Below are 11655 nucleotides of genomic sequence, written 5' to 3' on the forward strand. Positions count from 1 at the left end.
TAGCTCAGCTGGTTAGAGTGCACCCCTGATAAGGGTGAGGTCACAAGTTCAAGTCTTGTTAGGCCCACCATAAAAAATAATATTAAATTTTTATTTATTTAAAGTATTTATAAATCTTTCAAAAGCTTCCATTCCTTTTTTATTGCGTTTGAATACTGCACAATTTTTTAATACATCTAAAAATGTTTTAGATATTTCTTTTTGTAAAATTTTTTCTATATTTTTATCATTGATATCTTTGTATTTAGGTAAAAAATTTTTAACCCATTGAGTATGTTTTTTGATTTTTTCATTAGTGTTTATATCTTTATTATTAAGAATATAATCGTTTAAAAGTTCTAATTCTTCTTTAAGTCTAGGAGGTAAAATAGCAAGCCCCATAACTTCTATAAGTCCTATGTTTTCTTTTTTTATATTGTGTAGGTGTTCATGTGGATGAAAAATGCCAAATGGATGCTTTTTATCTGTTCTATTACTTCTTAAAACCAAATCTAATTCAAAATTAGAATTTTTCATTCTTGCTATTGGAGTTATGCTATTGTGGTGTGCATTTTGAGTTTTTGTTAAGATATTGACGTTTTTATCATTATAATTTTTCCATTTTTTTAGGATAAAATCTGCAAATTTTATCAATTTTTATCATTTTTATTTGAAATTCTTATAACAGATAATGGCCATTTAACAATACCAAAATCTATATTTTCAAAATTTTTAATTTTATATTTTTTCTATTTTGGCACTATTAAGAGCAAAGGTATGACTGCCTCCTTGAAAATGATCGTGGCTTAAAATAGAGCCTCCAACTATAGGTAAATCAGCATTTGATCCTATAAAATAATGAGGAAATATTTTTAAAAAATCAAATAATCTTTCAAAAGTTTTTTTGCAGATTTTCATCGGAGTATGTTTTTGATTAAGGATGATACAATGTTCTTTATAATAAATATAAGGTGAGTATTGAAAAAACCAATTTTCATTGGCAAGTTTTATGGGTAAAATTCTTAAATTCTGCCTAGCAGGATGATGATAATTTTCTGCATAATATTCATTTTCCTTGCATAAAAAACATTGAAGGTAATGGGTGTTTTTATTTTCTTTAGCCTTAGCAATAACTTTTGGATCTTTTTCTAGTTTTGAAAGATTTATTGTAATCTCTAATTTTCCGTAGCTACTTTGGGTTTTCCATTTTATATCTTTTTTAATTTGATCGTTATTAATATAATTACAATCTTGATTAAATTGATAAAAAAATCGCTAGCTACTTTTGGATTTTTTTGATAATATTGCTTAAATTGAGAAATCAATTCACTAGGTTTTGGTGTTAAAAGTCCTATGATTTTAACACCAAATAAATATCTCGCTACATTATCATTTTCACAAAGTTGATTTTTGCAAGCATAATCTAGTAAAGCATTTAAAATTTCATTAAGTGTCATTTTAGATTTTTTCCCTTTGTCTATATTCTTGCAATCTAAAAAGATGAATTAAGCTATTTATGTGAAAAATTTTATCCTCTTGCTTGATAAGTTTTTTTCTAAAGCGTATAAAATCAATTGATCAATAAGAGTGTAAATTATAATTTTGTCGCACCTATATTTCTTATATTTAACATATAACAAGAATCTTGACCAAAAATCTTTTTCATGCTTTTTTCATATTCTTGGGCAAGTTTTAGAGAAACATAAGCTTGAATAGTTCCCGCAAAACCTCCGCCATGAACTCTACTTACACCCTCATCTTTTAAAATTTTTTCACTTAAAGCTAAAGCTAAATTTTGCTCTAGAGGTTTAGATAAAGAAAAAATGTTTTGTAAAAACTTAAATGATGAATTTCCCGAATCTTTAATAAGATTTTTAAAAGTTTCAAAATCATTGTTTTTTAGAGCTTGAGCCTCTTTAAATGCGTTTTGATTATCTTTAAAAAAATGTATAGTACGTAAAATAGCTCTATCATGAATTTGCTTTCTTAATGAAGCAATATTATCAAAAAAATCTTTCTATTAAAACTTTTTTACCAAAAGCCTTTGCGACAAGTTGCATTTCTTCGATGATTACAGTATAATCTAAAGTTAAATTTACATGATCTCTTTTGGTATTGACAATATATAAAAGATAATTGCAATCTGAAAAATCAAAATTTATTTTTTCTACAATAGGTTTTTGAGGATCTTTGAAATCCATAAAAGAAAATCCTCCTATAGCACTAGCCATTGGATCCATTAAACCGCAAGCTTTTCCAAAATAAACATTTTCTGTATATTGACTTATTAGTGCTATTTGAGTTGCTGAAATATCAGCATTGTTAAATTCATAATTTAAAATTGTGCCAATCAGATTTTAAAAAGCGGCCAAAGAAGAAAGACCAGAACCTTTTAAAACATCTGAAGTGACATAAGCATCAAAACCTTTTACATTATAGTTTAAGTCTTTAAATTTAGAACAAATTCCTTTTATCAAAGCTTCTGAACTTCCAATTTCATTTGGATTAAATGCGAGATCATTTAATTTAATTTCTTTTAAATTAAACCCCTCGGAATTAATGCAAATACTATCACTATTGTTAGGAGCAACCACTGCAATAATATCTAAATTTACAGCAGCTGCTAAAACCATACCATGTTGATGGTCGGTACGGTTTCCTCCTATTTCTGTTCTACCTGGAGAAGAGTAAAAGCTAAAATCATTATGCTTAGGATAAAGTTTTTTAAAAGTTTCTAAAGCTTTTAAATATCTTTGTTCTTGATAGACTAAAGACTCTTCTTTGTATATTTTTTTAAGATTTTGATTTAATTTTTGCATTTAAAATCCATTTATAAAATTTGTCCTAAACTTTGTTTAGTCATCTGAGTGATTTGATCCCATTTTTTATCCAAGATCAATTCTTTTGGAGTTAGCCAAGATCCTCCAATGCAAAGAACGTTATCTAATTTTAAATAATCATTCATATTATCAAGACTAATACCGCCAGTAGGGCAAAATTTAACTTCTTGAAATGGAGCGGAAAAAGATTTTAACATATTAACACCTCCAGCAGCTTGAGCAGGGAAAAATTTTAAATTTTTAAATTCAAATTCAAGAGCAAGCATTAATTCTCCAGCGGTTGCGATACCTGGAATCAAAGGCAAATCAACATTTTTTGCTTCTTTAGCAAGTATAGTATTTAATCCTGGGCTTATAGCAAATTTAGCTCCTACATTTTTTACTTTTTCTAGCATTTTAGCGTTTAATATTGTTCCAGCACCTACAACAGCTTCTGGAATTTCTTTTGATATTAGTTTTATGGCTTCAATAGCTTCTTGAGTGCGTAAAGTGATTTCTAAAATTTTAATCCCTCCGTCAATCAAAGCTTTTGCTAAATCTACGCTTGTTTTTAAATCATAAATTGTAATAACGGGAATGATTTTGCTTACTTCTAAAATTTCTTTTGTTTGCATTGTATCTCCTTATTTAAAATATCCACCAAAACTCATTGCTCCTGTTTCAACACTTGAGGTTTGAGTTCTAAATCCAGCGAAAAGTTCTCTTCCGCAACCAAAAATTTCTTTCTTATCCAATTTAGGTATTTTTCTTTCTTTCCATTCTTTTTCATCAATAAGAATTTCAAGTATGCCATTTTTTGCATCAAGCAATATTATATCGCCATCTTTAATTTTAGCAATATCTCCATCAAGTAAAGCTTCAGGACTCATATGGATTACTGCTGGAACTTTACCAGAAGCCCCTGACATTCTTCCATCAGTAACAAGTGCGACTTTAAAACCTTGATCTTGTAAAATTCCTAAAGGCGGAGTGAGTTTATGAAGCTCTGGCATACCATTAGATCTTGGTCCTTGATAAGGAAAGACTGCTATAAAATCTTTTTGCAATTCTTTATTTTGAAATTTATTTAAAAATTCTTGTTGAGAGTAAAATACCATAGCAGGAGCTTTGATAACTTGATGTTCTTCTTTAACGGCTGAAATTTTAATAACAGCTCTTCCTATATTTCCTTTTAAAATTTTAACGCCACCATTTTGAGAGAATGGGTTTTCTATACTTCTTAGGATATTTTCTTCTTTGCTTGTTTTCATCCCATCTTTATAGACGATTTTTCCATCAATCAAGAAAGGATTTTTAGTATAAGCTTGCATGCCTTGACCCATTACTGTATTAGCATCATCATGCAATAAACCTTCTTTTAAGAGTTCATTGATAACAAAAGCTAAACCTCCAGCGGATTCAAATTGATTAACATCAGCTTTTCCATTAGGATATACCCTTGCTAAAAGTGGAGTAACGCTTGAAATGGCATCAAAATCATCCCAGTTGATGATTATACCTGCTGCACGAGCTATGGCAACTAAATGAATAGTGTGATTAGTAGAGCCACCTGTAGCCATAAGTCCTATCATAGCATTGATAATATTTCTTTCATCGAGTAATTCTCCGATAGGTAAAATTTTATTTTGAGTCATATGGCTTGCAGCTTCTTTAACCAAAGCTTCTCTTAATGATGTATTTGGATTTATAAAGGCAGAATTTGGCAAATGCAGTCCCATAAACTCCATCATCATTTGATTTGAATTAGCTGTTCCATAAAAAGTGCAAGTCCCTATATCGTGATAAGATTTCATTTCACTTTCTAAGAGCTTATCGCGTGAAATTTTACCTTCAGCAAAAAGTTGTCTAGTTTTTGATTTTTCATCATTAGAAATTCCGCTCGTCATGGGACCAGAAGGGATAAAAATACTTGGTAAATGACCAAAACTTAAAGCTCCAATCAAAAGACCTGGAACTATTTTATCACAAACTCCTAAGTAAAAAGCTCCATCAAAAACATTATGAGAAAGTGCCACAGCCACACTCATAGCTATAACATCTCTTGAGAATAAACTAAGCTCCATTCCATCATAACCTTGAGTGATTCCATCGCACATAGCAGGAGTTCCACCGGCAAACTGTCCAAATGCATGATTTTTAAAAAGTTCTTGTTTTATAATATCAGGGTAATTTTTAAAAGGCTGGTGTGCTGAGAGCATATCATTGTAAGCTGAAACTATGGCAAAATTTGAATCTTTATTTTCCTTGATTCTTTCTTTAATATGCTCTGGTATGCTAGCATAAGCATGAGCTAAATTTGCACATCCAAGATCTTTTCTTTGAATTTTGCCTTTGTGTGCTTGAATACGTTCTAAATAATCCTTGCGTGTTTTTTCGCTACGTTCTTTTACTTTTTGAGTGATTTGTTTAATTTTATTTAACGCCATATTTATCCTTTATACTTAAAATTTATTTTTTTATTGTGGTATTTTTTATATTTAATTATGCCATAATTTTAGATAAAATTCTAAAATATACTTTTAGCAATTAAAATAAAGTTTTGATATTAATTTTATAAAAGGAGAAAATATGAAAAGTTTCGATTTTATTTTATTTGGAGCGACCGGAGATTTGGCAATGAGAAAGATTTTCCCTTCTCTTTATCAAGCTTATGTGGATGGATTTTTGTCTCATATTGGAAAAATGATTGCAACGGGTAGAAGTATGCTAAATGTTGATGAATTCAAGGATAAAATGAATCATAAGTCAAAAATACATATAAAAAATTGTGATAATAAAAAATGGGAAGAATTTGCCCACAATATTGATTATTTAAGTATAAATTTGAATGAAACAAAAGATTTTGAACTCTTAAAGGAAAAAATAAGCAACAAAAGTAAAAATATAGTTATTTATTTTTCAATTTCTCCAGAGTTTTTTATTAAGGCGTGTAAAAATTTAGCATCAGTTGACTTAAATGATGATAGGGTTAAAATTATTTTAGAAAAACCTTTAGGGATGGATTTAAAATCTTGTCAAGCTATAAATAATGAAATAGCACAATACTACAATGAAAAACAAATCTATAGAATTGATCACTATTTAGGAAAAGAAAGTATACAAAATCTTTTGATTTTAAGAAGATTTAATCCTATTTTTACCTCTTTATGGAAAAAAGATTATATCGATTATGTTGAAGTCAGTGTTTTTGAAACCTTAGGTGTAGAAAGTCGAGGAGAATTTTATGATAGTACAGGAGCTTTAAGAGATATGATCCAAAATCATATTTTACAAATTCTTTCTTTAGTGGCTATGAAAATTCCAAATACTCTTAATGCTGAATCTATAAGAAGCTCAAAATTGCAACTTTTAAAGAGTTTAAAACCCTTAAGTGATGAAGATATAAAATCAAATGTCATTAGAGCTCAATATAGTCAATCAGGAGAATTTAAAGGCTATTTGGACGAAGATCATGTCAAGGAAAATAGTCAAACAGAAACTTTTGTTGCTATCAAAGCGGAGCTTTTGGATGAAAATTGGAAGAATGTTCCATTTTATATTAGAACAGGTAAAAGAATGGCTAATTCTTTTGCTCAAATTATTATTTGCTTTAAAGATCAGCAAGATCAAAGTACTCATCCTAATAAACTTATAATACGTTTGCAACCAGAAAATCAAATTTCTTTAAATTTAAAAGTAAAGAAAATTGGCAAAACAATGGATTGCGAGGAAAATAATTTGATTTTAAATTTAAACAGTACTTCGGTCATGCAGCCATATGAAAGATTGATTTTAGATGTCATAGAAGGTAATCAAGCTTCTTTTAATCATAAAGAAGAATTAGAAGCCGCTTGGACTTGGGTAGATCCTATTTTGGAAAATTGGAAAAACAATAAAACACCTTTATATTCTTATTTTGCGGGAAGTTGGGGCCCTAAGGAGTCATTTGATTTGATCCAAAAAGATCAGCATGAATGGCATAACGCCTAGTATAATTTAAAAACAAATTTGGGTAATTTGGAAACAAATTAGTTTAAATTTTTTAGTAATTTTTGTTTATTTTGATAATTATAAGCAAAACTCTGTTACATTTTGATTTAATAAAATTTGTCAAGCAGTAAAATTGGAGGAAAAATGGCATTTAAAATGCATGAATTTTCAGATTTAGAGTCTTGCAATAAGGCTTTGGTTGAAGCTGTTACTTTATCTATCGAGCAAATTTTATCAGTCAAAAAATATATAAATTTAGCTTTTTCTGGAGGGAAATCTCCAGTTTTATTTTTAGAAATGTTAAGCAAAAAAAAATGTATTTGGGATAAATGTAATGTTTCTTTGGTTGATGAAAGGGTAGTTGAACTTGATCATGAAGATAGCAATGCAAAATTGATAAAAATACATTTTTTAAAGAATTTGGCTCAAAAGGCACATTTTAAACCTTTTTTTGAAGATTATAAGCTTTCTTTGGAAGATTTAGTTGAAAATGCAAATAAATTCTATAACCAACCTGATATTGCTATTTTAGGTATGGGTATAGATGGTCATACGGCTTCTTTATTTCCTGAAGCAGATGAAATTGATTTTGCTTTAACAACTCAAAAAAACATTATTTTAACAACTCCAAAAAATGCTCCACATAAAAGACTTTCTATGTCTTTGTCAGCATTAGAGAAATGCAATAAATTGTTTTTATCTATAGCTACAAAAGAAAAAGAGCTTGTTTTTAATGAAGCTACCAAGGGTTTAAATCCTAAATTTCCTATATCTTATATACTTCATTCAGAAAAGGTGATGTGCGATGTCTACTTCTCAAAATAAAAAATCATATCCAAGGCTTTTAGCTGATATTGGGGGTACTAATGCTCGATTTGCATTAGAAACCATGCCGGGTAAAATCGATAATGTTGAAGTTTTAGCTTGTCAAGATTATAATACTGTTGTTGATGCAGCAAAAACTTATTTAAGTAAAGTTGGCAATCCAATAGTTCAATTTGGTGCTTTTGCTATTGCCAATCCTGTTTTAGGTGATTGGGTTCAAATGACAAATCACCATTGGGCTTTTTCAATTGAAACCACAAGACAAGCTTTAAATTTAGAATCTTTAATACTTATCAATGATTTCACAGCTCAGGCCTATGCTATAACTAAAATGCCATTCTCTGAATTGATGCAGGTGGGTGGAACTTCTTGTGAAGTATATGCATCGAAAGCCGTTTTGGGTCCTGGAACAGGACTTGGTGTTAGTGGCTTAATTCCTTGCAATGAATGCGGATATATTGCTTTAGCTGGAGAAGGTGGACATATTAGTTTTGCACCTTTTGATGATACTGAAATAATGATTTGGCAATACGCAAAGAAAAAATATGGACACGTGTCAGCCGAACGTTTTTTAAGTGGAGCAGGTTTGACACTTATACATGAAGCTTTGGCCAGTAGAGAAGGCATTAAACATTCTAAAATGACCCCAGAGCTTATTAGCGAGCAAGCTTTAAGTGGCAAGTCTCCCTTGTGTCGATTAACTTTGGATATATTTTGTGCTATGTTGGGTACGGTTTCTTCAGATTTAGCTTTAACTTTGGGAGCTAGGGGTGGAGTTTATCTTTGCGGAGGGATTATCCCTAGATTTATTGATTATTTTAAAACATCACCTTTTAGATTACGTTTTGAAAATAAGGGGAGATTTGATGCTTATTTGGCTGCTATTCCTGTTTATGTAGTTTTAGCAAAATATCCAGGTATTAACGGGGCAGCTGTTGCTTTAGAAAATCATTTGAAAAGTTGCGATTTTAAAGAAGTAAAAGGTGAAAAATGAAATCTTTAACCCATTTAAATTCTTATAAGAATTTGCGTAATCATTTTTTAAATATAAAAGATGTACACATGAGAGATTTATTTAAAGAAGACCAAAATAGAGGAATACGATACTTTCTTGAAATTGGTGATTTAAAACTTGATTATTCAAAAAATCGTATTAATGATGAAACTTTAAAATTATTATTTAATTTAGTCAACGAATGTTCTTTAAAAGAAAAAATGGTAGCTATGTTTAAGGGTGAAAAGATTAATACAACTGAGAATAGGGCTGTTTTGCATACTGCTTTGAGAAATAAAGATAACCATTCAATTATGATTGATGACATGGATATTATGCCAAATGTTAGGGAAGTTTTAGCAAAGATGCAAAAATTTTCAGACTCTTTGCGCTCTGGTGCTTGGCTTGGCTATACAAATCAAGTGATTACAGATGTTGTAAATATAGGCATAGGTGGATCTGATTTAGGGGCTTTGATGGTTTGTGAAGCTTTAAAAAATTTTGGACACCCAAGATTGCATATGCATTTTGTTTCTAATGTGGACGGAACGCAATTGCAAGGTGTTTTAGATCAAGTTCATCCTGAAACAACGTTGTTTATAGTAGCTTCTAAAACTTTTTCAACTCAAGAAACTTTAACTAATGCATTTACAGCTAGAAAATGGTTTTTAAATCATGCCTTAGATGAAAAGCATATAGCAAAACATTTTGTGGCGGTTTCAACTAATAAAGAAGCGGTAAAAGAATTTGGTATTGATTTAAATAATATGTTTGAATTTTGGAATTGGGTTGGCGGACGCTATAGTCTTTGGTCTGCTATAGGTTTAGCTATTATGATTTATTTAGGTAAGGAAAATTTCTCATCTTTATTAGAAGGGGCATATTTGATGGATGAGCATTTTTATAATGAGCCATTTGAAAAAAATATGCCTGTTATTTTAGGTTTAATCGGTATTTGGTATATAAATTTCTTCGATGCGGGTAGCCATATCATAGCTCCTTACGATTCTATGTTAAAATATCTTCCTAAATTTATACAACAATTAGATATGGAAAGCAATGGTAAGCAGGTTAGAAAGGATGGCAAAAAAGTTGATTATGATACTGGTCCTATTATTTGGGGTGATACGGGTATTAACGCTCAACATGCTTTTTTTCAACTTTTGCATCAAGGAACACATTTAAGTCCTATTGATTTGATTGCATCCTTAAGTAAAAAAGGAAGCTTTCCAGGGCACCATGAAATTTTACTCAGCAACGTTTTTGCTCAAGCTGAAGCTTTTATGAAAGGAAAAACTCTTGAAGAAGTTCAAAAAGAAATGTCTGATAAGGGTTTTAATGAAGAGCAAATTTGTAAACTTGCACCCCATAGGGTTTTTTCAGGCAATAGGCCTAGTAATATTATTTTACTCAATGAAATCAATCCTAAAAGCATAGGTTCTTTGGTTGCCTTATATGAACATAAAATTTTTGTTCAAGGTGTAATTTGGGATATTAATAGTTTTGATCAATGGGGAGTTGAGCTTGGTAAAGAACTTGTTAAAACTATTTTATCAGAACTTCAGGGTGGAAAAATTCAAGAGCATGATAGCTCTACAAAACATTTAATACAAATTTATAAAAATTTTAATTCAATTTAAAAAGGGAAAAATATGCAAACTAAATCTAATAATTTTGCATTGGCAGCTTTAACAGCTTTGTTTTTTGCTATGGGGTTTATCACGGTATTAAATGATATCTTAATACCACATCTTAAGGCGATATTTAATCTTAATCATTTTGAATCAGCTTTAGTGCAATTTTGTTTTTTTGGAGCTTATTTTGTAACGGGCGGAATTTTTGGCAAGCTTTTGGAGAAGGTTGGTTATCCGATAGGAGTTGTTTTAGGTTTTGTATTAACAGCCATTGGTTGTGTTTTATTTTATCCAGCAGCCTCTATGGCTTCATATCCTATATTTTTAGGAGCCTTTTTTATATTAGCAAGTGGAGTTGTTTTATTGCAAACCGCTGGGAATCCATTTGTAACTTTACTTGCTCCAGGAAAGGAAGCTACGGCTTTAACATTGGTTCAAGCTTTTAATTCTTTAGGGACAACTTTAGGGCCAATTTTTGGTGCCGCTTTTATACTTTCAGATACTGTAAAATATGCAAGTAAGTTAGAAGAAGCCCAATCTGTTCAAATTCCTTATTTAGGAATTGCTGGAATTTTAATTCTTTTGGCTATTGTGACATATCTTTTAAGACTTCCAGACGCAAGACAAATGGTTGAAAAAATTATAGATAAAAAAAATCATAACAATAAAGGAAGCGTTTTTGAATATCCTCATTTTGTCTTAGGGGTAGCAGCTATATTTTTTTATGTAGGGGCTGAAGTATCTATAGGTTCTTTTTTAATTTTAACTATGGAAAAATTTGCAAACATTCAAAAAATAACAGCTGCAAAGTATATAGTTTATTATTGGGGTGGAGCTATGATAGGAAGATTTATAGGAAGCTTCGTCATGACTAAACTTGCTCCAAATAAATGTTTAGTATTTAATTCTATTGTTAATATTTGTTTAATCATAATGGCTATTTTAATCGGTGGAAAGATTGCTATGGTAGCTTTATTGGCTATAGGACTTTTTAATTCAATTATGTTTCCAACTATTTTTTCTTTAGCAACAAAGAAATTAGGTAAATTTACAAGCAGAGCTTCTGGACTTATTAGTATGGCTATTGTTGGTGGAGCTTTGATACCTCCAGTTCAAGGCTTAGTTGCTGATTATTTTGATTTGCTTATTTCTTATTTGGTTCCTTTGTTATGCTATTTTTATATTCTCTTTTTTGCTATCAAAGGATATAGGGTTAAATAACCGAAAACAAAAAGCAAAAATCCGCTTTTTGTTTCATCTGTTTCATCTTATTTTAAGCTTGCTATGTATATAATTTCAATTTTTAATTGCAAGAAATATTTTTAATTTCTTTGATTATGTTCTTTTTAATTATCATTGTTAAGAGTCACAAGCAAGTTTTAATAAAAACAATTTTACAGGACTTGTTAAAGGG

At 30.0% G+C, this 11655-nt stretch carries 12 protein-coding genes; 5 read left to right on the plus strand and 7 right to left on the minus strand.

Translation table 11 applies throughout. The annotated features are described in order from the left end of the window. Positions 1-90: 90 nt before the first annotated feature. The 7 genes from ELQ11_RS10135 to edd form a co-directional block, all read right to left on the minus strand. The gene (locus tag ELQ11_RS10135) at positions 91-633 is read right to left on the minus strand and encodes a hypothetical protein (RefSeq protein ID WP_196776555.1); all 543 of its coding nucleotides are present in this window, start codon (positions 631-633) and stop codon (positions 91-93) included. Between the two features lie 84 nt (positions 634-717). Continuing rightward, positions 718-897: a hypothetical protein gene (locus tag ELQ11_RS10490; protein ID WP_251819147.1), complete on the minus strand. Its 180-nt coding sequence runs from the start codon at positions 895-897 to the stop codon at positions 718-720. Between the two features lie 290 nt (positions 898-1187). Further along, positions 1188-1436, minus strand: coding sequence for a hypothetical protein (locus ELQ11_RS10145; protein ID WP_196776554.1), 249 nt, complete (start codon positions 1434-1436; stop codon positions 1188-1190). 546 nt (positions 1437-1982) lie between these two features. Then, a complete protein-coding gene (locus tag ELQ11_RS10150; protein WP_196776553.1) occupies positions 1983-2219 on the minus strand; it encodes a hypothetical protein in 237 nt (78 codons plus the stop codon). Between the two features lie 117 nt (positions 2220-2336). Continuing rightward, positions 2337-2798, minus strand: coding sequence for a galactokinase family protein (locus tag ELQ11_RS10155; RefSeq protein ID WP_196776552.1), 462 nt, complete (start codon positions 2796-2798; stop codon positions 2337-2339). A gap of 11 nt (positions 2799-2809) precedes the next feature. Further along, positions 2810-3433: a bifunctional 4-hydroxy-2-oxoglutarate aldolase/2-dehydro-3-deoxy-phosphogluconate aldolase gene (locus ELQ11_RS09105; RefSeq protein WP_072224071.1), complete on the minus strand. Its 624-nt coding sequence runs from the start codon at positions 3431-3433 to the stop codon at positions 2810-2812. Between the two features lie 9 nt (positions 3434-3442). Then, a complete protein-coding gene (gene edd, locus ELQ11_RS09110; RefSeq protein ID WP_072224070.1) occupies positions 3443-5245 on the minus strand; it encodes a phosphogluconate dehydratase in 1803 nt (600 codons plus the stop codon). A 142-nt stretch (positions 5246-5387) separates the two neighbouring features. Between edd and zwf the strand changes: the two genes are divergently transcribed. The 5 genes from zwf to ELQ11_RS09135 all read left to right on the plus strand — a co-directional run bounded on the left by zwf (position 5388) and on the right by ELQ11_RS09135 (position 11462). Then, the gene (gene zwf / locus ELQ11_RS09115; protein ID WP_072224069.1) at positions 5388-6788 is read left to right on the plus strand and encodes a glucose-6-phosphate dehydrogenase; all 1401 of its coding nucleotides are present in this window, start codon (positions 5388-5390) and stop codon (positions 6786-6788) included. Between the two features lie 144 nt (positions 6789-6932). Then, entirely contained in the window at positions 6933-7613 is a 681-nt protein-coding gene (pgl, locus tag ELQ11_RS09120) for a 6-phosphogluconolactonase (RefSeq protein ID WP_126211416.1), read from the plus strand. Then, positions 7594-8607, plus strand: coding sequence for a glucokinase (locus ELQ11_RS09125; RefSeq protein WP_072224067.1), 1014 nt, complete (start codon positions 7594-7596; stop codon positions 8605-8607). Before pgl ends, ELQ11_RS09125 begins: the two co-directional genes overlap by 20 nt. Beyond that, a complete protein-coding gene (gene pgi, locus ELQ11_RS09130) occupies positions 8604-10247 on the plus strand; it encodes a glucose-6-phosphate isomerase (protein WP_072224066.1) in 1644 nt (547 codons plus the stop codon). The genes ELQ11_RS09125 and pgi overlap by 4 nt, the downstream gene beginning before the upstream one ends. A gap of 12 nt (positions 10248-10259) precedes the next feature. Further along, the gene (locus ELQ11_RS09135) at positions 10260-11462 is read left to right on the plus strand and encodes a sugar MFS transporter (RefSeq protein WP_126249883.1); all 1203 of its coding nucleotides are present in this window, start codon (positions 10260-10262) and stop codon (positions 11460-11462) included. The last annotated feature ends 193 nt before the right edge of the window (positions 11463-11655 follow it).

The sequence above is a fragment of the Campylobacter sp. US50a genome, assembly GCF_004379015.1.
GTDB lineage: Bacteria > Campylobacterota > Campylobacteria > Campylobacterales > Campylobacteraceae > Campylobacter_D > Campylobacter_D jejuni.

Coding starts and splice junctions, on each gene's coding strand:
- ELQ11_RS10145 (WP_196776554.1), bottom strand. CDS start 1,436: ATGACACTTAATGAAATTTTAAATGCTTTACTAGATTATGCTTGCAAA.
- pgl (WP_126211416.1), top strand. CDS start 6,933: ATGGCATTTAAAATGCATGAATTTTCAGATTTAGAGTCTTGCAATAAG.
- ELQ11_RS10155 (WP_196776552.1), bottom strand. CDS start 2,798: ATGCAAAAATTAAATCAAAATCTTAAAAAAATATACAAAGAAGAGTCT.
- edd (WP_072224070.1), bottom strand. CDS start 5,245: ATGGCGTTAAATAAAATTAAACAAATCACTCAAAAAGTAAAAGAACGT.
- ELQ11_RS09125 (WP_072224067.1), top strand. CDS start 7,594: ATGTCTACTTCTCAAAATAAAAAATCATATCCAAGGCTTTTAGCTGAT.
- pgi (WP_072224066.1), top strand. CDS start 8,604: ATGAAATCTTTAACCCATTTAAATTCTTATAAGAATTTGCGTAATCAT.
- zwf (WP_072224069.1), top strand. CDS start 5,388: ATGAAAAGTTTCGATTTTATTTTATTTGGAGCGACCGGAGATTTGGCA.
- ELQ11_RS10490 (WP_251819147.1), bottom strand. CDS start 897: ATGAAAATCTGCAAAAAAACTTTTGAAAGATTATTTGATTTTTTAAAA.
- ELQ11_RS09135 (WP_126249883.1), top strand. CDS start 10,260: ATGCAAACTAAATCTAATAATTTTGCATTGGCAGCTTTAACAGCTTTG.
- ELQ11_RS10150 (WP_196776553.1), bottom strand. CDS start 2,219: ATGGATCCAATGGCTAGTGCTATAGGAGGATTTTCTTTTATGGATTTC.
- ELQ11_RS09105 (WP_072224071.1), bottom strand. CDS start 3,433: ATGCAAACAAAAGAAATTTTAGAAGTAAGCAAAATCATTCCCGTTATT.